The organism is Streptomyces sp. NPDC021100 (genome assembly GCF_044333095.1).
Classification (GTDB): domain Bacteria; phylum Actinomycetota; class Actinomycetes; order Streptomycetales; family Streptomycetaceae; genus Streptomyces.
In genome coordinates this window covers 116,594-136,451 of the sequence record NZ_JBIRQH010000013.1, presented here as the reverse complement: position 1 = coordinate 136,451, position 19,858 = coordinate 116,594, and the positions used below count along the sequence as shown (strand labels likewise).

The following is a 19,858-nucleotide window of genomic DNA, read 5'->3' as shown; positions in this document are numbered from 1 at the left end:
TGCCGGACAATGGACCCATGCCTTCCGTACTGCCCGACGGCGAGCCCGTGCCCGACGACGGGGCGCTGCCCCCGCACGCCCTCGCCGACGCGGGCCGGCGGCCCCTCGGCTTCTACCTGCACGTCCCGTACTGCGCCACCCGCTGCGGCTACTGCGACTTCAACACCTACACCGCGAGCGAGCTGCGCGGCTCCGGCGGCGCCCTGGCCTCCCGCGACAACTACGCCGACACCGTCGCCGAGGAGATCCGGCTGGCGCGCAAGGTGCTCGGCGACGACCCGCGCCCGGTCGAGACGGTCTTCGTCGGCGGCGGCACGCCCACCCTGCTGCCCGCCGCCGATCTGGGCCGGATGCTCGCCGCCGTCCGCGACGAGTTCGGCCTCGCCCCCGGCGCCGAGGTCACCACCGAGGCCAACCCGGAGTCCGTCGACCCCCGCTACCTGGAGGAACTGCGGGCCGCCGGCTTCAACCGAGTCTCCTTCGGCATGCAGAGCGCCCGGCAGCACGTCCTGAAGATCCTCGACCGCACGCACACCCCCGGCCGCCCCGAGGCGTGCGTCGCCGAGGCCCGCGCCGCCGGCTTCGACCACGTCAATCTCGACCTGATCTACGGCACCCCCGGCGAGAGCGACGACGACTGGCGCGCCTCGCTGGACGCCGCCATCGCCGCCGGCCCCGACCACGTCTCGGCCTACGCCCTGATCGTGGAGGAGGGCACCCAGCTGGCCCGCCGCATCCGCCGGGGCGAGGTCCCCATGACCGACGACGACGTCCACGCCGACCGCTACCTGATCGCCGAGGAGCGGCTCACGGCGGCGGGCTTCTCCTGGTACGAGGTCTCCAACTGGGCCACCACGGACGCCGGCCGCTGCCGCCACAACGAGCTGTACTGGCGCGGCGCGGACTGGTGGGGCGCGGGGCCCGGCGCCCACTCGCACGTCGGCGGGGTGCGGTGGTGGAACGTCAAGCATCCGGGCGCCTACGCGCAGGCCCTGGCCGAGGGCCGCTCCCCGGGGGCGGGCCGCGAGATCCTGGCCGAAGAGGACCGGCGCGTCGAGCGCATCCTGCTGGAATTGCGCCTGGTGGACGGCTCCCCGCTGTCCCTCCTGAAGCCGGCGGGGCTCGCGGCGGCGGAGAAGGCCCTGGCGGACGGTCTGCTCCAGCGCGCGCCGTACGAGGCCGGGCGCGCCGTGCTCACGCTCCGGGGGCGGCTGCTGGCGGACGCGGTGGTGCGGGACCTGGTGGACTGATTGCCTGATCGGGTGAACTGACGCGTATCGCCCCCGTCTGCGCCTAGCCTCTCCCTAGGCCGTCGCCGAAACCAGGAGCGGCGATGCGGAGGACCACGGAGATGATGGCTGTGGACGAACGACTGATCGCGCTCATTGACGAGCACCCCGAGGTCTTCGAGGGGTACAAGATCGAGTTGTTGCGGGGGGACATCGTGATGATGGCGGGGCCCGACTGGGTTCACAACAAGATCGTTCTCTGGACGCAGCGGCAGTTCTCGCTCGACCGCTGGGAACCGCTCCAGACCCAGGACATCGCCATCCCTGGCGAGGACAGCGAACCGCAGCCGGACCTGCTGGTGATGGAGCAAGGTGCGTTCGAGGGCCCCGGCCGGCTGGTCCCCGCCGCGGCCGCCACGCTGCTCGTGGAGGTCGTCTCCAAGACCAGCGCCCTCCGTGACTACCACCAGAAGCGCTCGATGTACGCGGCCGGTCGCGTCCCCGCCTACCTGATCATCGATCCGTTCGCCGCCAAGTGCGTGCTCTTGACCGAGCCCTTCGGCGCCGGCGAAAAGGCCGACTACCGGACGGAACGCACCAGCAAGTTCGGCGAACCCGTGCCGCTCGACCTGATGGGCGTCACCCTGGACACGTCCGACTTCCGCACCCTCCCCGGCACCCCCCGCTAACTCCCCACCGTCACAAAGTCGATCAGCTCCTCCACCCGCCCCAGCAACTCCGGCTCCAGGTCCTTGTACGACCGCACCCCCGCCAGGATCCGCTGCCACGCGGCTCCCGTGTTCACCGGCCAGCCCAGCGCCCGGCAGACCCCCGTCTTCCAGTCCTGCCCCCGCGGCACGGACGGCCACCGCGCGATCCCCACGGACGACGGTTTCACCGCCTCCCACACGTCCACGTACGGATGCCCGACGACGAGCACGTGCTCGCCCGTGACCTCCGCCGCGATGCGCGACTCCTTCGATCCCGGCACCAGGTGGTCCACCAGGACGCCCAGCCGCGCGTCCGGCCCGGGGGCGAAGTCGCGGACGATGGACGGGAGGTCGTCGACGCCCTCCAGGTACTCGACGACGACGCCCTCGATGCGCAGGTCGTCACCCCAGACGCGTTCGACCAGTTCCGCGTCGTGCCGCCCCTCGACGTAGATCCGTCCGGCCCGCGCCACGCGCGCCCGGGCGCCGGGGACGGCGATCGAACCGGAGGCGGTACGGGCGGGTCCGGACGGTGTGCGCGGCGCCGCGGAGGGACGGACGAGGGTGACGACGCGGCCCTCCAGCAGGAAGCCGCGCGGTTCCAGCGGGAAGACGCGGTGCTTGCCGAAGCGGTCCTCCAAGGTCACGGCCGGCCCCTGTGCGGTCTTCTCGCAGCGGACGACCGCCCCGCAGAAGCCGGTCGTGACCTCCTCCACCACCAGGTCCGGTTCGGCCGGCACCTCCGGGACGGGGACGCTCCGCTTCCAGGGAGGCGTCAGGTCGGGGCCGTACTGTCTGCTGCGCACGCGCAGACGATAGGAAAAACCCGCCCTCCCGGCCTACGACACGCCGAAGCGGCGTGCCAGCGCGTTGCGTTGCTCACGGACAAACCGGGCATCGACCGCCGCGCCGTGCCCCGGTACGTACACCGCGTCGTCGCCCCCGAGGGCGAGCAGCCGGTCCAGCGCCGCCGGCCAGGCGGCCGGTGCGGCGTCGGGGCCGGCCTGCGGTTCGCCGGACTCCTCGACGAGGTCGCCGCAGAAGACGACGTCCGGGGCCCCGCCGTCGCCCGGCACCAGGACGGCCAGGTCGTGCCGGCTGTGGGCGGCTCCCAGCGCGACGAGACGGGCCCGCCGCCCGCCGCCGAGGTCGAGCTCCGCTCCGTCGGCGACCTCGTGGGCCGGGGTCACCAGCCGGGCCGCGGCCTCGGCGGCGTCGCGCGCGTCCATCCCGTACCGGACCGCGTCCTCCCGCAGTTCCCCGGGGGCGAGCTGATCGGCGAGCCCCGCCGCCCCGTACACCGCCGCGCCCGCGAACGCGGCGGTGCCGAAGACGTGGTCGAAGTGGCCATGTGTGAGTGCGATGTGCGTCACGGGCCGCCCGAAGAGCTCCCGCACCTCCCGCTCGATCTCCCCACCCTCACGGAGCGTCGCCCCCGTGTCCACGACCAGGACGCCCGACGCCCCGACGACCGCCCCCGTCGTCGCGTCCCAGCGCGGCAGCCTGCGCCGGGCCACCCCCGGCGCGAGCCGTTCCCAGCGCGCCCCCCTGTGCTGCTCCTGGTCCGTTCCTCCGTGGTTTCCCATGCCGGGAACCTAACGCGCGCGCGGTACGGTGACCCGTCCGGCGGCGCACGCGGATCGGACGCGGATCGGATACGGAGCGCGACTGCCTTGCCGTGGCCGTGGTGGACCGCCGTACACTGACGTGTGGGGTTTGGCACTCGTGACCTTTGAGTGCCAGGCACGAGACCCGGGTAAGACCCGGGCAGGACCCCGCGAGACGGCTGGACCCGCTGGACTGGAGGTGTGCGCGGATGCTGAGCGAACGCAGGCTCAAGGTCCTGCGTGCCATCGTCCAGGACTACGTGGGCACCGAGGAGCCCGTCGGCTCCAAGGCCCTCACCGAGCGTCACCACCTCGGCGTGTCCCCTGCGACGGTGCGCAACGACATGGCGGTGCTGGAGGAGGAGGGGTTCATCGCCCAGCCCCACACCAGCGCCGGCCGGATCCCGACCGACAAGGGCTACCGCCTCTTCGTCGACCGGCTGGCGGGCGTCAAGCCGCTGTCCTCCGCGGAGCGGCGCGCGATCCAGAACTTCCTGGACGGCGCGGTCGACCTGGACGACGTGGTGGCCCGCACGGTGCGGCTGCTGGCGCAGCTCACCCGGCAGGTGGCGGTCGTGCAGTACCCGTCGCTGACCCGGTCGACCGTCCGGCACGTGGAGCTGCTGCCGCTCGCCCCCGCGCGGGTGATGCTGGTGCTGATCACGGACACCGGGCGGGTCGAGCAGCGGATGGTCGACTGCCCGGCGCCGGTCGGCGAGGTGGCGCTGGCGGATCTGCGGGCGCGGCTCAACAGCCGCGTGGTGGGCCGGCGGTTCACGGATGTGCCGCAGCTGGTGCAGGATCTCCCCGATTCCTTCGAGCAGGACGATCGCGGAACCGTTTCGACGGTCCTGGCCGTTCTCCTGGAGACCCTGGTCGAGGAGACCGAGGAGCGGCTGATGATCGGCGGCACCGCCAATCTCACCCGTTTCGGTCATGACTTCCCGCTGACGATCCGGCCCGTGCTGGAGGCGTTGGAGGAGCAGGTCGTCCTCCTCAAGCTGCTCGGCGAGGCCACGGATTCAGGCATGACCGTCCGCATCGGTCATGAGAACGCCCACGAGGGCCTGAACTCCACATCCGTCGTCGCCGTCGGCTACGGTTCGGGCGACGAAGCCGTCGCCAAACTCGGCGTGGTCGGACCGACCCGCATGGATTACCCCGGAACGATGGGAGCGGTACGCGCAGTGGCACGTTACGTCGGACAGATCCTGGCGGAGTCGTAAGTGGCCACGGACTACTACGCGGTCCTGGGCGTACGGCGCGATGCCTCGCAGGACGAGATCAAGAAGGCCTTCCGCCGCCTCGCCCGCGAGCTGCACCCGGACGTCAACCCGGACCCGAAGACGCAGGAGCGGTTCAAGGAGATCAACGCCGCTTACGAGGTGCTCTCGGACCCGCAGAAGAAGCAGGTCTACGACCTCGGCGGCGACCCGCTCTCGTCCTCGGGCGGCGGCGGTGGCGCCGGCGGCTTCGGTGCCGGGTTCGGCAACTTCTCCGACATCATGGACGCCTTCTTCGGTCAGGCGTCGCAGCGCGGCCCGCGCTCGCGCACCCGCCGCGGCCAGGACGCGATGATCCGGCTGGAAGTCGACCTGGACGAGGCGACGTTCGGCACGACCAAGGAGATCCAGGTCGACACGGCCGTCGTCTGCACCACGTGCAGCGGCGAGGGCGCCGCCCCCGGCACGTCCGCGCAGACCTGTGACATGTGCCGCGGCCGTGGTGAGGTCTCGCAGGTCACCCGCTCGTTCCTGGGCCAGGTCATGACCTCCCGCCCGTGCCCGCAGTGCCAGGGCTTCGGCACGGTCGTGCCGACGCCGTGCCCGGAGTGCGCCGGCGACGGCCGTGTCCGGTCCCGCCGCACGCTGACGGTCAAGATCCCCGCCGGTGTCGACAACGGCACCCGCATCCAGCTCGCGGGCGAGGGCGAGGTCGGCCCCGGCGGCGGCCCGGCCGGCGACCTCTACGTCGAGATCCACGAGAAGCCGCACTCGGTCTTCCAGCGGCGCGGTGACGACCTGCACTGCACGGTCACCATCCCGATGACCGCGGCGGCGCTGGGCACCAAGGTGCCGCTGGAGACGCTGGACGGCCTGGAGGAGATCGACATCCGGCCCGGCACCCAGTCCGGCCAGGCGATCCCGCTGCACCAGCGCGGTGTCACGCACCTGCGCGGCGGCGGGCGCGGCGATCTCATCGTGCACGTCGAGGTGACGACGCCCGGCAAGCTCGACGCACAGCAGGAGGAGCTGCTCCGGCAGCTCGCCAAGATCCGTGGCGAGGAGCGGCCGACGGGCGAGTTCAAGCCGGGGCAGCAGGGGCTGTTCTCGCGGCTGAAGGACGCGTTCAACGGGCGCTAGCGGACGGGCCGGATCCGGGGGCGTCCGGGTCCGGGCCGGCGCGGCCCGGGTTCCGTTCGGCACGGTCCGAGGAGCGTGACACGATGTGGTCATGGCCTTTGAATCCGTTGGGGAATCCGTAGGGGAACCCGTTGGGGACACCGCGCTGACCGGCCTGTTCCGGCACCCGATCGTGCAGGCCCCGATGGCGGGCGGCGGCTCCTGCCCGCCGCTCGCCGCGGCCGTCTCCGAGGCCGGCGGCCTCGGCTTCCTCGCCGCCGGCTACAAGACGCCGGCCGCGATGTACGAGGAGATCAAGCAGCTCCGTGCCCGTACGTCCCGGCCCTTCGGCGTGAACCTGTTCATGCCGCAGCCGCCCGCCGCGGACCCCGCGGCCGTCGAGGTCTACGCCGAGCAACTCGCGGGCGAGGCCACCTGGTACGACGCGCCCCTGGGCGACTGGGACCGGGCCACCGACGACGGGTACGAGGCCAAGCTCGCCATCCTCCTGGACGACCCGGTTCCGGTCGTCTCGTTCACCTTCGGCTGCCCGTCCGCCGAGGACCTCGCGGCGCTCGCCGCGGCCGGCACGGTGACGGCGGTGACCGTCACCTCCGTCGCCGAGGCGCGGGCCGCCCGGGAGGCGGGCGCCGCCGCGCTCTGCGTCCAGGGCGTCGAGGCCGGCGGCCACCAGGGCACCCACCACGACGATCCCCGGCTGGACGGCGCGGGGGCCGGTGCCGGGCTGCTCGCCCTGCTCACCGAGGTCCGGGAGGCGGTCCCGCTGCCGCTGGTCGCCGCGGGCGGGCTGATGCGCGGCGCCCAGATAGCGGCCGTGCTCGCCGCGGGCGCCTGTGCCGCGCAGTTCGGCACGGCGTTCCTCGCCTGCCCGGAGTCCGGCGCGAGCGAGCTGCACAAACGGGCGCTGACCGACCCGCTGTTCACCGGCACCGAACTGACCCGCGCCTTCTCCGGGCGCCCGGCCCGTGGCCTGGTGAACCGATTCATCCGGGAGCACGGTCCCTACGCCCCCGCCGCCTACCCCCAGGTCCACTACCTGACGGCCGGCCTCCGCAAGGCCGCCGCCGCGGCGGGCGACCCGCAGGCCGTCAACCTGTGGGCGGGCCAGGGCCACCGCCTGGCCCGCGACCTCCCGGCGGCCCGCCTCGTCGAGGTCCTGGTCACCGAACTCGACGCGGCCCGCGCGTCCTTGACAGCACCATCGCGAGGGAGCGACTCATGACAGCGCCGGTCTTCCTGGTCGAGGAGGACTCCCTCACGGGCGTCTTCCCCGGCACCGTCTTCCCCCTCGACGGCCCCGAGGGCCGGCACGCCGTCTCCGTCCGCCGGCTGCGCGTCGGCGAGGACATCGTGCTGACGGACGGCCGGGGCACGGGCGCGCACGGCACGGTGGCCGCCGTCAGCGGCAAGGACCACCTCGACGTCGCCGTCACCTCCGTCCGCTCCGAGCCGCTGCCCGAGCCGCGGATCACCGTCGTCCAAGCCCTCCCCAAGGGCGACCGCGGCGAACTCGCCGTCGAGACCATGACGGAGACCGGCGCCGACGCGATCGTCCCCTGGGCCGCCTCCCGCTGCGTCACCCAGTGGAAGGGCGACCGCGGCCTGAAGTCCCTCGGCAAGTGGCGCGCGACGGCGAGAGAGGCCGGCAAGCAGTCCCGCCGCCTGCGCTTCCCGGACGTCGCCGACCTGATGACGACCCGCCAGGTCGCCGCCCTCCTCGCCGACGCCGCCTTCGCGGCCGTCCTCCACGAGGAGGGCAGCACCCCCCTCGCCACCGCGGGCCTCCCGGAGACCGGCGACATCGTCCTCGTCGTCGGTCCCGAGGGCGGCGTCTCCCCCGAGGAACTGGCGGCCTTCGAAGCCGCCGGCGCCCACCCCTACCGCCTCGGCCCCAGCGTCCTCCGCACCTCCACGGCGGGCACGGCGGCGACGGCACTGCTGCTGGGACGGACGGGGCGGTGGAGCTGAGCCGGGGCCGCGGCGGAGTGCCGCGGGGAGGGAAGCCCGCGGCATGACCGAGGACGAACTGGTCGCACTGGTCCGGCGCGTCATGGACGCGGACGGCGCCACGGAAGCCGAGCACGACGCCCTCGTCGCCCTCCTGGAGCGCCATGTCCCCCACCCGGCCGTCACCGACCTGATCTTCCACACCCGCCCGGAACCGACGGCGGAGCAGGTCGTCGCCGCGGCACTGGCGTACCGCCCGATCGCGCTGTGACCCCCGGGTGGTGTCCGAGGACGCGGCCGTCGCCGGGCCGGCGTCCGGACATCCGCCGGTGCGCCGCGAACCGGTTTTCCTCACCCACGACCACGCGGCGCGGGAAGCGCCGCACCTCTGAAGGGAGTTCCCCGTGCGCGTCCTCGCTCTCCTCGCCCACCCCCAGCCCGGCAGCTTCAACCACACGCTTTTCGCGGCGGTGACGGACGAGTTGGGTGCCCGCGGGTGTGAGGTCCTCGCGCACGACCTCTGCGCGGAGGGGTTCGATCCGCTCCTGCGGGCCGACGAGACGGGCACGGTGGCGGGTGCCGGGACGGCGGATGACGCGCTCGTGGCCCGGTACCGCGCGGAGCTCGCCAGGGCGGACGGTCTGGTGTTCGTCCACCCCAACTGGTGGGGGATGCCCCCGGCCGTGCTGGCCGGCTGGGTGCAGCGGGTGCTCGCGCCCGGCGTCGCCTACAAGCTGGAGCACGCGGACGGCGAACCCGAGGGGCTGCTCCGGGCCGGCCGGGCGCTGGTGCTCAACACGTCCGACACCCCGGAGACCCGGGAGCGGGAGGAGTTCGGTGATCCGCTCCAGCGGATCTGGGCCGCTTGCGTGCTGCCCTACGTCGGTGTCACCGACGTGCGGCGTAAGGTCTTCCGGACGGTCTCGGATTCCACGGCGGCGGAGCGGGAGGCGTGGCTCGCGGAGGCGCGGGAGGCGGCCGCCGCGCTGGTGGCCTGAGGGTCCCGTCCCCTGTCCCGACCGGCGGCCGCCCTCGTTGTCAGTCCCGCCCGGTACGATCCGATCACGATCAGCCGACGCCCCGGAGGGAGTGCACGATGGCGGGAGAACCGCAGGCCGACTGCCTGTTCTGCAAGATCATCGCTAAGGAGGTGCCCGCGACGGTCGTCCGGGAGACCGAGACGACCGTGGCGTTCCGGGACATCAACCCCCAGGCGCCCACGCACGTCCTGGTGATCCCCAAGGCGCACTACCCGGACGCCGCGTCGCTCGCCGCCGCCGAGCCGCTGATCGCCGCGGACATACTGCGGGAGGCGGGCGAGGTGGCCGCCGGGGAGGACGTGGACGGCTCGGGGTTCCGGATCGTCTTCAACACCGGGGCCGGCGCCGGGCAGACCGTGTTCCACGCGCACGCGCACGTGCTCGGGGGCCGTGGGCTCAACTGGCCGCCCGGCTAGAGCCACAGCACAACGGGAGCCTCCACCATGTCCGTACGTGAACTCGTCGTCCTCGGCACCGCCAGCCAGGTGCCCACCCGGCACCGCAACCACAACGGCTACGTCCTGCTCTGGGACGGCGAGGGCCTGCTCTTCGACCCGGGGGAGGGCACGCAGCGCCAGATGGTGCGCGCCGGGGTGGCCGCCCATGACCTCAACCGGATCTGCGTCACGCACTTCCACGGCGACCACTCACTCGGCCTCGCCGGCGTGATCCAGCGGATCAACCTGGACCAGGTGCCCCACCCGGTCACCGCGCACTACCCGGCGAGCGGCCGCCGCTTCTTCGAGCGCCTGCGCTACGCGACCGCCTACCGGGAGACCGTGGAGCTGGCCCAGGAGCCGGTGTCCGGCAAGGGCCGGGTGCTGGCCGAGACGCCGTCGTACACGCTGGAGGCGCGCCGGCTCTCCCATCCCGTCGAGTCCTACGGGTACCGGGTCGTGGAGCCGGACGGGCGGCGGATGCTGCCGGCGCTGCTGGCCGAGCACGGCATCACCGGCCCGGACGTGGGCCGGCTCCAGAAGGACGGCGTCCTCGGCGGGGTGACGCTGGCGGACGTCAGCGAGCCGCGGCGCGGCCAGCGGTTCGCGTTCGTGATGGACACCCGGCTCTGCGACGGGGTGTACGCCCTGGCGGAGGGGTGCGACATGCTCGTCATCGAGTCCACGTTCACGGACGAGGACGCGGCCCTGGCCGCCGACCACGGGCACCTGACGGCCGGTCAGGCTGCCCGGGTGGCGGCCGAGAGCGGGGTACGGCACCTGGTGCTGACGCACTTCTCGCAGCGGTACGCGGACCCGGAGGTCTTCGAACGGCAGGCCCGGGCGGCGGGCTTCGACGGGGAGCTCACCGTCGCCCGGGACCTCACACGCGTCCCCGTTCCCAAGCGGGAACGGTGAACGAGGGGCCTTACGGCAGGTAGTACATCGGGTTGGGGAGCTTGAACGCGCGGCCCGAGGCACCGCCCTGCAGGTCGCTGTACTGGTCGCCGAAGTTGGCGACGATCCGGTAGCCCTGGGCCTCGATGTGCTTGCGGGTGCCGGACTTGTACTCGACCGTGGTGCAGTTCGCGCCGCACTTCAGGTAGGACGGCGGGTTCTTCTTGTCCTTCAGGAAGAAGTGCGCCCGGTCGGCGGCCGGCTTGTAACCGGCGTTCTTCAGGTTGCGCACGCTCCACGCGCGCTGGTGCTCGCCGCGGCCGGTCACGAAGAAGACCGTGATGCCCTTCGACTGCGCCCAGTTGACCAGCTTCGGCATGCCGAAGACGGCGGTCATGTCGGTCGACTTCAGGTACGCGTCCTGCGACTCGGGCGTGAAGTGGAAACCCTGCTTCAGCTCGTAGTTGTAGGTCAGCAGCGTGGTGTCGTCCACGTCCAGGACGATGGCCGGCTTGGCGCCCTTCTTCGGCGCGTTCCGCACGACGCCCTCGAGGTGGGCCTTGGCCTTCTTCTCGATCTCGGCGACCTGCTGGGCGTAGCTGCTCTTCGGGGAGGCGTAGTGCTCGCCCTTCTTGTCGACCGTGTCGCCGTAGTACGACTTGATCTTCTCCTGGACGAGGGTGAGGTTCGGGATCTCCTTGTCCGAGCGGGGCACCGAGCGGTCCGCGGTCGCCGCGCCGGTCGCGAACAGGCCGGCGCCGACGGCGACGGCGGCGGCACCGGCGACCGCGATGCGGACGCGCCGGCGGGAAGACTTCAGCGAAGGCGACACGTATGAACTCCTGATGAACATGTGAGCGGGTGCAGCGCGAAGCTAGGGCCCCACTCCACACCCGGTCAATGTCGGATGGATCACCCTTCGCCGGTAGGCCGCCGAAAGATCACCGAAAGGGCCGTACCGGGCTTTTCGGCTCCCGCCGTACCGGGCTCCTCGCGCCCCACCGCACCCGACTCCTCACACCCCCGCCCGCACCGGACTCCTCACGCCCCCGCCCGCTCCAGGATCCGCGCCGCCACCGCCGGCGAGTCCACCAGCGGATGCAGCGCCAGTGCCCGGAGCGCGGCGTCCCGGTCCCGGCTCACCGCCGCCTCGATCACCGCCCGCTCCACCGCCTTGAGCTGGAGCATCAGCCCGAGCTGGTCCGCCCGCAGCGGGTCGCACGGCAGCGGCCGCGCGCCCTTGGCGCCCACCTCGCACACCGTCTCGATGATCGCCTCACGGTCGATCTCCGGAACGGTGCCCATATTGCGGACGTTGAGGATCAGCCGCGCCCGCTCGTCCCGGGCCACGGCCCGCATCAGCGCCAGCGCCACCCGCTCGTAGCCGCCGCCCTCCAGGTCGCAGGAGTCCCGCTGCCAGCCTCCGCTCGCCGCCCGGCTCGCGGCGCCGTACGTCTCCTCGCGCTCCAGCCGGGCGCGCTCCCACAGCTCGTACGCCCGCTCCGGCGCGCCCGCCGCCCGGGAGAAGAAGTCACCCTGCTGGCGGTCGAGATACTCGCCGCGCGTGTGCTCCGCGTCGCTCGTCGCCCGCAGCGTCTCCCGCCGGAAGTAGTAGTACTGGAGGTACTCGTTGGGCAGCGCATCCAGCGCCCGGAGCCACTCGGCGCCGAACAGCTTGCCCTCCTCGAACGAGGCCAGCGCCTCCCCGTCGCCCAGCAGGCCCGGCAGCAGGTCACGGCCGTCCAGCGTCAACCGGCGCAGCCAGCCGAGGTGGTTGAGCCCCACGTAGTCGTACTCCACCCGGTCCGGATCGGCGCCCGCCGCCCGCGCCGCGCGGCGCACCAGCCCCACGGGTGAGTCGCAGATGCCGATGACGCGGTCACCCAGGACGGCGGACATCGCCTCCGTCACCATGCCCGCCGGGTTGGTGAAGTTGATGACCCACGCGTCCGGGGCCAGTTCGGCCACCCGCTGCGCGATGTCCAGGGCCACCGGGACCGTGCGCAGCCCGTACAGCACACCGCCCGCGCCGACCGTCTCCTGCCCCAACACCCCTTCGTCCAGGGCGATCCGCTCGTCCCGCACCCGTCCCGCCGTACCACCCACGCGGATAGCGGAGAAGACGAAGTCCGTGCCGCGCAGGGCGTCGTCGAGGTCGTCGGCCACCCGGACGGAGGGGGCGCCGGGCACCCCCTCCGTTTGCGCGGCGAGCACGGATCTGATCACCCGTGCCCGCATCGAATCCGTGTCGAAGAGCACCAGTTCGGTGACGCGGCCGGGCGCGTCGCGCCGCGCGTCGTCAAGAAGGGCCCGGTGCACCAACGGCACCCGGAAGCCGCCACCGCCGAGAATCGTCAGCCTCATGGCCGGAACGTACCGCAGCATCGGGCACACTGTCCGGACCGCACCCCCTGAGAGGAGCAGCGAAAGCATGACGATCTCTGCGGACCGTGCCTCTGCGGACCCTGCCGAGGGCGGTGCCCGGCGCCGGCCGGACCGGACGCCGGCCACGGGCGGCCCCCTGCCGTCCCTCGGCGGGCGGGCCCCGGTGCTCGACCCCCTCGCGGGCGTACGGGCGGAGGGCGGACCGGAGTTCGACGTCTACCTGACCGGCACCGTGTTCCTCGACATCATCTTCACCGGACTCGACTCCGCCCCCGTGCGCGGCACCGAGTCCTGGGCGCGCGGGATGGGCTCCAGCCCCGGCGGCGTCGCCAACATGGCCACCGCCCTGGCCCGGCTGGGTCTGCGCACCACCCTCGCCGCCGCCTTCGGCGACGACATGTACGGCGAGTACTGCTGGGAGGCGCTCTCGCGCGGCGAGGGCATCGACCTCGGCCCCTCCCGGACGGTCCCCGGCTGGCACTCCCCGGTGACCGTCTCCATGGCCTACGAGGGCGAGCGGACCATGGTCTCGCACGGCCACGAGGCCCCGCCCCCCGAGCCGCCCGCCCCCGTCCGCCCGGTCCCGGCCAAGGCCGCCGTCGCCCTGCTCGTCCCCGGGCGCCGGGAGGAGTGGCTCGCCAACGCCGCCCGCTCCGGCAGCCGCGTCTTCGCCGACGTCGGCTGGGACGACACCGGCCGCTGGGACCCGTCCGACCTCGCCGACCTGGAGCACTGCGAGGCGTTCCTCCCCAACGCCGAGGAGGCCATGCGCTACACCCGCACGGACTGCCCCCGGGCCGCCGCCCGCGCCCTCGCCGACCGGGTCCCGCTGGCCGTCGTCACCATGGGCGAGAAGGGTGCCTACGCCGCCGACGGGCGCACCGGCGAGACCGCCGAGGTCCCCGCGATCGTCGTCGAGGCCCTCGACCCCACCGGTGCCGGGGACGTGTTCGTCGCCGGCTTCGTCGCCGGCACCCTCGCCGACTGGCCGCTCGCCGACCGCCTCGCCTTCGCCTGCCTGACCTCCGCCCTCTCCGTCCAGGAGTTCGGCGGCTCGCTCTCCGCCCCCGGCTGGCGGGAGGTCGCCGCCTGGTGGCAGCACGTCCGCGCCTACGACGACCAGTCCCGCGACACCCTGCGCCGCTACGCCTTCCTCGACGGCCTGCTGCCGGGCGCCGCCCGCCCCTGGCCGCTCCGCCGCGCGCAGCCCACACTGGGCTTCCGAGGCGCCTGAGACAGCGCGGAAAACCCCTCGGGCCCGTCCGGCCACCGGCGTACCCTGGACCGTACGGGGCGGACGGACGCGAGAGCGCCCGCCGCCGGACGCACGCACACGGAAAGAGGGATGAGCAGGCCCGAGTGCCGGCCCATGACTCAGACACCCACACGAGCGCAGGCACAAGCCCGCTTCACGGTCCCCGCCAAGCACCCCATGGTGACCGTTCTGGGCTCCGGCGACAGCCTCCTGCGCGTGATCGAGAACGCGTTCCCGTCGACGGACATCCACGTACGGGGCAATGAGGTCAGCGCGACGGGGGACCGGCGGGAAGTCGCCCTCGTCCAGCGCTTGTTCGACGAGATGATGCTGGTGCTCCGGACCGGTGCGCCGATGACGGAGGACGCGGTGGAACGCTCGATCGCCATGCTGCGGGACGCCGAGTCCCAGCCCGAGACGCCCGCCGAGGTGCTCACCCAGAACATCCTCTCCAACCGCGGCCGCACCATCCGTCCCAAGACGCTCAACCAGAAGCGGTACGTGGACGCGATCGACAAGCACACCGTCGTCTTCGGCATCGGCCCCGCGGGCACCGGCAAGACCTACCTGGCCATGGCCAAGGCCGTCCAGGCCCTCCAGTCCAAGCAGGTCAACCGCATCATCCTCACCCGCCCCGCCGTCGAGGCCGGCGAACGCCTGGGCTTCCTGCCCGGCACCCTCTACGAGAAGATCGACCCGTACCTGCGCCCGCTCTACGACGCGCTGCACGACATGATCGACCCCGACTCCATCCCCCGGCTGATGGCGGCGGGGACGATCGAGGTCGCGCCGCTCGCATATATGCGGGGCCGCACCCTGAACGACGCGTTCATCATCCTCGACGAGGCGCAGAACACCAGCCCCGAGCAGATGAAGATGTTCCTCACCCGGCTCGGCTTCGACTCCAAGATCGTGATCACGGGTGACGTCACCCAGGTCGACCTGCCCGGCGGCGCCAAGAGTGGCCTGCGTCAGGTGCAGCAGATCCTGGAGGGCGTCGAGGACGTCCACTTCTCGCGCCTCACCAGCAATGACGTCGTCCGGCACAAGCTGGTCGGCCGTATCGTGGACGCGTACGAGAAGTACGACAGCCGCGGCGAGGGAAAGTAAAAAGCTGAGCACCATGGCGATCGACGTCAACAACGAATCCGGCACCGAGGTCGACGAGAAGGCGATCCTCGACGTCGCCCGCTACGCCCTCGCCCGGATGCGCATCCACCCGCTCTCCGAGCTCTCGGTCATCGTCGTCGACACCGAGGCCATGGAGCAGCTCCACATCCAGTGGATGGACCTGCCCGGGCCGACCGACGTGATGTCCTTCCCGATGGACGAGCTCCGTCCGCCGGCCAAGGACGACGACGAGCCCCCGCAGGGGCTCCTCGGTGACATCGTGCTCTGCCCGGAGGTCGCCCAGCAGCAGGGCGAGGCGGCCCCCACCCGGCACTCGATGGACGAGGAGCTCCAGCTCCTCACCGTGCACGGGGTGCTCCACCTCCTCGGCTACGACCACGAGGAACCCGACGAGAAGGCCGAGATGTTCGGCCTCCAGGCGGCGATCATCGACGGCTGGCGCGCCGAGCGCGGGATCGAAGGGCCCTCCCCGGCTCCCACGATCACGTGACCGGCCAGTTGATCGCCGCGGCGGTCCTCCTGCTCGTCATCGCCTGGCTCGCCGCCTGCGCGGAGGCCGGCCTCGCCCGGACCACCCGGTTCCGGGCCGAGGAGGCGGTACGGGCGGGCCGCCGCGGCAGCGGCAGACTGATGGCCGTCGCCTCCGACCCCACCCGCTACCTCAACGTGGCGCTGCTGGTGCGGGTCGCCTGCGAGATGGCGGCCGGGGTGCTCACCACGTACGTCTGCCTCCGCGAGTTCGACGCCACCTGGGAGGCGCTGACCGTCGCCGTCGCGGTGATGGTCCTCGTCTCCTACGTGGCCGTCGGCGTCTCGCCGCGCACCATCGGCCGCCAGCACCCGCTGAACACCGCGACCGCCGCGGCGTACGTCCTGCTGCCGCTGGCCCGGATCATGGGCCCGGTGCCCCGGCTGCTGATCCTCATCGGCAACGCCCTCACCCCGGGCCGCGGCTTCCGCATGGGTCCGTTCGCCTCCGAGGCGGAGCTGCGGGCGATGGTCGACCTGGCCGAGAAGGAGTCGCTGATCGAGGACGACGAGCGGCGCATGGTCCACTCCGTCTTCGAGCTCGGCGACACCCTCGTCCGCGAGGTGATGGTGCCGCGCACCGACCTCGTCGTCATAGAACGCGGCAAGACCATCCGGCAGGCGCTCACCCTGGCGCTGCGCTCCGGCTTCTCCCGGATACCGGTGACGGGCGAGAACGAGGACGACGTCGTCGGTGTGGTGTATCTGAAGGACCTGGTGCGGCGGACGCACATCAACCGCGAGGCCGAGTCCGAGCCGGTCTCCACGGCCATGCGGCCCGCCGTCTTCGTCCCCGACACCAAGAACGCCGGCGACCTGCTGCGCGAGATGCAGCAGCAGCGCAACCACTGCGCGGTCGTCGTCGACGAGTACGGCGGCACGGCCGGCATCGTCACCATCGAGGACATCCTGGAGGAGATCGTCGGCGAGATCACCGACGAGTACGACCGGGAGCTGCCGCCCGTGGAGGAGCTGGGCGACGGCCGCCACCGGGTCACGGCCCGGCTCGACATCGGCGACCTCGGTGAGCTGTACGGGATCGAGGCGCTGGACGACGAGGACGTGGAGACGGTCGGCGGGCTGCTCGCCAAGGCGCTGGGGCGGGTCCCGATCGCGGGTGCGACGGCCGACGTGCCGCTCCCCGAGCACGGCGCCGACCCGTCGGTGACGGCGCTGCGGCTGACCGCCGAGGCGCCGGCGGGGCGGCGGAACCGGATCGTGACGGTGCTGGTGGAGCCGGTGCGGGCGGAGTAGCGGCGGCGTCCCGCCGCCGCGCGGGCCGTCCGGGGGAATCCGGGCCGTCCCGCCGCATGGATGGGGGCGGGGCCGGTTACCCGCCCTCCATGAGCGAGTTCGAACGCACCCGCACCCTGCCCGCGCAGCCCGAGATGGTCTTCGACCAGGTCTGCGACCTCAACCGGCTCGACAGCTGGCTCCCCCGCGACCTGCACGTCCACCCCGAGGACCCGCCCGCCGTCACCGTCCACGAGGACCGGACGGGCGAGGACGCCGACGCCCTCGTCCGCGCGCGCAAGGAACAGATGCGGCTGGAGTGGGGGACCCGCGAGGACGGCCGCTACAGCGGCTGGCTCCAGGTCGAGGGCAACGGCAGCGGCTCCAGCCAGGTCACCGTGCACCTCTCCTTCCACCAGGGCTCGCAGCGGCCGGACGACGGGGTGGTGGAGGAGGCGCTGGACAGGAGCCTGGAGCGGCTGGAGGAGGAGGTGCGGTTGCGGGGGGAGGGGCCGGGGTGAGGGTGGGCGCGGAGCGCGCCTGCGGCGGGCTGGTGCCCCGGTCCCTCCCCCAGAGGGGGCCCCACTTCGCCGCTTTCTGGGGCTGCGCCCCAGGCCCCGCTTGTCGCGGCTCCGCCGCTCGTCCTCAAACGCCGGACGGGCTGATCCGCAGGCCCACCGCCACCACCACCGCCACAGCACCCACTGCCACCGCGTCCACCCCGAACGCCGTCCGCAGCCCCCACGCCGACGCCGCCGCGCTGAGCAAGGGGATCCCGACCGTCGTCCCCAGTTGCTGGGCCGTGGTCACCAGGCCCGTCGCCAGGCCCTGCGCGGCGGGTGGCAGGCCGGCCGTGGCGGTGACGCCGTAGGCGACGACGGCCCACAGGTTGCCGACGACGCCGGCGGAGGCCGCCGCCAGGGCCCACCAGGCGGCGGTCGGGCCGGTGCCCAGCCAGAGCAGCGGCGCGGTGCAGACGGTCTGCAGCAGCAGTCCGGCGACCAGCGTCCGGTGGGCGCCGAGGCGGGCGATGACGCGGGAGGCGGTCAGCCCGGCGAGGGCGGCGAACAGGCCCTGTACGCCGAAGAGCAGGCCGGTGCGGAAGGGCGAGAGCCCCAGCTCCTCCTGGAAGCAGAGGGTCAGCAGGAAGATCAGGGCGGTCATCGTCGAGACCGTCGCCAGCCCGCCGAGATTCCCCCAGGCGACGGTCGGCCGGCGCAGCATCGCCAGCGGGACCAGCGGGTCGGCGACCCGCGACTCGACGGCCACGAAGGCGCCCAGCAGGACCGCGGCGACGGCGAGCGAGGCGATCACGTCGGCGCCGCCGAACCCGTGCTCGGCCGCTGTCGACAGGGCGTGGACGAGGGCGAACAGCCCGCCGGTGACGGTCAGCGCGCCGGGCAGGTCGACCGGGCGACGGCGGCCGGCCTCCGCCTCGGCGCCGTGCGACGGCAGCGCGCCCGGAGCCGCCACCAGGACCGCGGCCCCCGCCGCCGCGAGCAGCCCCATCGTCGACCGCCACCCGAGGCCGTCCGTCAGCACTCCGCCGAGCACCATGCCGGTGGTGTAGCCGAGCGAGAGCAGGGTGCCGCTGATGCCCAAGGCCCGTTCGCGCTGCGGTCCTTCGGGAAAGGTGGTGGTCAGCAGGGCCATGCCGGTGGGGACGATCAGTGCCGCGCCGACGCCCTGGAGGGCCCGGCCGGCCAGGAACGAGGCGGGGTCCCAGGCGAGGGTGACGAGCACCGACGCCACGGTGAACACGGCGAGTCCCAGCAGGAACAGCCGCCGTCGCCCGTACCGGTCGGCGAGCCGGCCGGACAGCAGCAGGAGACCGCCGGAGGGCAGGGCGAACGCGGTGACGGCCCACTGGAGGTTCGCCCGGCTCATGCCGAGGTCGTCGCCGAGGACGGGCAGCGCCACGTTGAGGATCGAGAAGTCGAGCGTGACGACGAACTGCGCGGTGCACAGCACCAGGAGCGTCAGCCGGGCCCGGGCCGAGAGGGCGGGGACGGAGGGTGAGGAGGTTCCGAGGGCGTCGGACGTGTCGTACGGCATGCCGCCACCCTCGGGCGTCCGGAATACCGCCGGGGAGAGCGTGTTTATGGTGGCAGTCGGACTACCAGCCGGGGTGGCAGAACGAGGGGGGACCCGTGACCACCGCACCGCGCGCGGACGGCGGACGGCCGCACCGCCGTGACGAACTGCGCCGATTCCTGATGACCCGTCGGGCCCGGGTGACCCCGGCGGAGGCGGGCCTGCCGGCCGGGGGCGTCCGCCGGACGCCGGGGCTGCGGCGCGAGGAGGTCGCCGTCCTCGCCGGGGTGGGCACCACCTGGTACCAGTGGCTGGAGCAGGGGCGGGACATCACCGTCTCGCCGCAGGTCCTCGACGGGGTCGCCCGAGTGCTGCGGCTGTCGTCCGCCGAGCGGCGCCACCTCTACGTCCTGGCCGGGCTGAACCCGCCACTGCCGGAGTCCGGGCAGCGGCCGGACGACCTCTGCCCGGGGCTGCGGCGGCTGATCGACGGGTGGCTGCCCTGGCCCGCGCACATCCTGGACCCCTGCTGGAACACCGTGGCCCACAACGCGGCGGCGGCGCTCGTCTGGGGCTTCCGCCCGGGCGAGCGCCGCAACTGGCTGGCCGACTTCTTCACCGACCCGGGCTACCGGACGGCCGCGGCCGGCCCGGCGGAGGCCGCCCGGCGGGAGGAGAACGCCCGCCGCCTCGTCGCCCAGTTCCGTGCCTCCCGGAGCGAGCGGCCGGGGTCGGAGGCGGCGGCGGAGGTGGCCGGGACGGTCGCCGGGCTGTGCGCGCTGAGCGGGGAGTTCGCGCGGTTGTGGGAGGCGGGGGATGTGCGTCCGGAGGGGCAGTTGGTGTACGAGATCGATCACCCGGGGGTTGGGCGGTTGTGCTTCGAGAGCAGTCCGTTGCGGATTCCGTCGCGGCCGGATCTGACGATCGCGGTGCACAACCCGGTTCCCGGGACGGGGACGGCGGAGAAGGTGGAGCGGCTGCTCGCGGGGTGAGGTTGCCCCAGCCCCGCCCCTTCTCCCTCAGCTACCGCTGGGAGGTGCCCCCAGTTTCCTGGGGGCAAGC

Annotated in this window: 21 protein-coding genes; 16 read left to right on the top strand and 5 right to left on the bottom strand. The window is 73.1% G+C overall.

The window, feature by feature from the left end; translation table 11 throughout:
• The first annotated feature begins 17 nt into the window (after nucleotides 1-17).
• Together hemW and ACH4PU_RS23130 are read left to right on the top strand one after the other, a co-directional pair.
• Nucleotides 18-1,250 carry a radical SAM family heme chaperone HemW gene (hemW, locus tag ACH4PU_RS23135; RefSeq protein WP_398275136.1) on the top strand — a complete coding sequence of 411 codons (1,233 nt, stop codon included), beginning with the start codon at nucleotides 18-20 and terminating at the stop codon, nucleotides 1,248-1,250.
• 83 nt (nucleotides 1,251-1,333) lie between these two features.
• Nucleotides 1,334-1,918 carry a Uma2 family endonuclease gene (locus ACH4PU_RS23130; RefSeq protein ID WP_398275133.1) on the top strand — a complete coding sequence of 195 codons (585 nt, stop codon included), beginning with the start codon at nucleotides 1,334-1,336 and terminating at the stop codon, nucleotides 1,916-1,918.
• On the opposite strand, the gene ACH4PU_RS23125 is transcribed toward ACH4PU_RS23130, so the two are convergent.
• Both ACH4PU_RS23125 and ACH4PU_RS23120 read right to left on the bottom strand, forming a co-directional pair.
• The gene (locus tag ACH4PU_RS23125) at nucleotides 1,915-2,745 is read right to left on the bottom strand and encodes a DUF3097 domain-containing protein (RefSeq protein ID WP_398275130.1); all 831 of its coding nucleotides are present in this window, start codon (nucleotides 2,743-2,745) and stop codon (nucleotides 1,915-1,917) included. The genes ACH4PU_RS23130 and ACH4PU_RS23125 overlap by 4 nt on opposite strands.
• Before the next feature lie 33 nt (nucleotides 2,746-2,778).
• Nucleotides 2,779-3,525, bottom strand: a complete 747-nt coding sequence (locus ACH4PU_RS23120) for an MBL fold metallo-hydrolase (protein WP_398275127.1) — start codon at nucleotides 3,523-3,525, stop codon at nucleotides 2,779-2,781.
• 230 nt (nucleotides 3,526-3,755) lie between these two features.
• On the opposite strand from ACH4PU_RS23120, the gene hrcA reads away from it, so the two are divergent.
• From hrcA to ACH4PU_RS23080, 8 genes are all read left to right on the top strand, one after another.
• Nucleotides 3,756-4,772, top strand: a complete 1,017-nt coding sequence (hrcA, locus tag ACH4PU_RS23115; RefSeq protein ID WP_185945358.1) for a heat-inducible transcriptional repressor HrcA — start codon at nucleotides 3,756-3,758, stop codon at nucleotides 4,770-4,772.
• Nucleotides 4,773-5,909, top strand: a complete 1,137-nt coding sequence (gene dnaJ, locus ACH4PU_RS23110) for a molecular chaperone DnaJ (protein ID WP_398275123.1) — start codon at nucleotides 4,773-4,775, stop codon at nucleotides 5,907-5,909.
• A 184-nt stretch (nucleotides 5,910-6,093) separates the two neighbouring features.
• Nucleotides 6,094-7,131 carry a nitronate monooxygenase gene (locus ACH4PU_RS23105; RefSeq protein WP_398275293.1) on the top strand — a complete coding sequence of 346 codons (1,038 nt, stop codon included), beginning with the start codon at nucleotides 6,094-6,096 and terminating at the stop codon, nucleotides 7,129-7,131.
• A complete protein-coding gene (locus ACH4PU_RS23100; protein WP_398275120.1) occupies nucleotides 7,128-7,877 on the top strand; it encodes a 16S rRNA (uracil(1498)-N(3))-methyltransferase in 750 nt (249 codons plus the stop codon). The genes ACH4PU_RS23105 and ACH4PU_RS23100 overlap by 4 nt, the downstream gene beginning before the upstream one ends.
• Nucleotides 7,878-7,920: 43 nt before the next feature.
• Nucleotides 7,921-8,127 (top strand): bacteriocin immunity protein, encoded by a 207-nt coding sequence (locus tag ACH4PU_RS23095; RefSeq protein ID WP_398275117.1) that lies wholly within the window; start codon nucleotides 7,921-7,923, stop codon nucleotides 8,125-8,127.
• Between the two features lie 133 nt (nucleotides 8,128-8,260).
• Nucleotides 8,261-8,854, top strand: coding sequence for an NAD(P)H-dependent oxidoreductase (locus ACH4PU_RS23090; RefSeq protein ID WP_398275114.1), 594 nt, complete (start codon nucleotides 8,261-8,263; stop codon nucleotides 8,852-8,854).
• Nucleotides 8,855-8,952: 98 nt separating this feature from the next.
• Entirely contained in the window at nucleotides 8,953-9,312 is a 360-nt protein-coding gene (locus ACH4PU_RS23085) for a histidine triad nucleotide-binding protein (RefSeq protein ID WP_398275112.1), read from the top strand.
• 27 nt (nucleotides 9,313-9,339) lie between these two features.
• Nucleotides 9,340-10,251: a ribonuclease Z gene (locus ACH4PU_RS23080; protein WP_398275109.1), complete on the top strand. Its 912-nt coding sequence runs from the start codon at nucleotides 9,340-9,342 to the stop codon at nucleotides 10,249-10,251.
• Nucleotides 10,252-10,261: 10 nt separating this feature from the next.
• Here the strand turns inward: ACH4PU_RS23080 and ACH4PU_RS23075 are convergent, their stop codons facing one another.
• Both ACH4PU_RS23075 and ACH4PU_RS23070 read right to left on the bottom strand, forming a co-directional pair.
• A complete protein-coding gene (locus ACH4PU_RS23075) occupies nucleotides 10,262-11,083 on the bottom strand; it encodes an HAD family acid phosphatase (protein ID WP_398275106.1) in 822 nt (273 codons plus the stop codon).
• A gap of 188 nt (nucleotides 11,084-11,271) precedes the next feature.
• A complete protein-coding gene (locus tag ACH4PU_RS23070) occupies nucleotides 11,272-12,594 on the bottom strand; it encodes a 6-phospho-beta-glucosidase (protein WP_398275103.1) in 1,323 nt (440 codons plus the stop codon).
• Nucleotides 12,595-12,661: 67 nt separating this feature from the next.
• Between ACH4PU_RS23070 and ACH4PU_RS23065 the strand changes: the two genes are divergently transcribed.
• The 5 genes from ACH4PU_RS23065 to ACH4PU_RS23045 all read left to right on the top strand — a co-directional run bounded on the left by ACH4PU_RS23065 (nucleotide 12,662) and on the right by ACH4PU_RS23045 (nucleotide 17,283).
• Nucleotides 12,662-13,849, top strand: coding sequence for a carbohydrate kinase family protein (locus tag ACH4PU_RS23065; protein WP_398275100.1), 1,188 nt, complete (start codon nucleotides 12,662-12,664; stop codon nucleotides 13,847-13,849).
• A gap of 135 nt (nucleotides 13,850-13,984) precedes the next feature.
• Nucleotides 13,985-14,980, top strand: a complete 996-nt coding sequence (locus ACH4PU_RS23060; protein ID WP_398275097.1) for a PhoH family protein — start codon at nucleotides 13,985-13,987, stop codon at nucleotides 14,978-14,980.
• Nucleotides 14,981-14,993: 13 nt separating this feature from the next.
• Complete coding sequence (gene ybeY, locus ACH4PU_RS23055; RefSeq protein ID WP_398275094.1) at nucleotides 14,994-15,491, top strand: rRNA maturation RNase YbeY; 498 nt, start codon at nucleotides 14,994-14,996, stop codon at nucleotides 15,489-15,491.
• Complete coding sequence (locus ACH4PU_RS23050; protein ID WP_398275091.1) at nucleotides 15,488-16,783, top strand: hemolysin family protein; 1,296 nt, start codon at nucleotides 15,488-15,490, stop codon at nucleotides 16,781-16,783. The genes ybeY and ACH4PU_RS23050 overlap by 4 nt, the downstream gene beginning before the upstream one ends.
• 89 nt (nucleotides 16,784-16,872) lie before the next feature.
• Nucleotides 16,873-17,283 carry an SRPBCC family protein gene (locus tag ACH4PU_RS23045; protein WP_185945348.1) on the top strand — a complete coding sequence of 137 codons (411 nt, stop codon included), beginning with the start codon at nucleotides 16,873-16,875 and terminating at the stop codon, nucleotides 17,281-17,283.
• Between the two features lie 124 nt (nucleotides 17,284-17,407).
• Here ACH4PU_RS23045 and ACH4PU_RS23040 read toward each other — a convergent pair whose 3' ends face one another.
• Nucleotides 17,408-18,817, bottom strand: coding sequence for an MFS transporter (locus ACH4PU_RS23040; RefSeq protein WP_398275087.1), 1,410 nt, complete (start codon nucleotides 18,815-18,817; stop codon nucleotides 17,408-17,410).
• 95 nt (nucleotides 18,818-18,912) lie between these two features.
• Here ACH4PU_RS23040 and ACH4PU_RS23035 point away from each other — a divergent pair, with 95 nt between their 5' ends.
• Nucleotides 18,913-19,788 (top strand): helix-turn-helix transcriptional regulator, encoded by an 876-nt coding sequence (locus ACH4PU_RS23035; protein ID WP_398275084.1) that lies wholly within the window; start codon nucleotides 18,913-18,915, stop codon nucleotides 19,786-19,788.
• The last annotated feature ends 70 nt before the right edge of the window (nucleotides 19,789-19,858 follow it).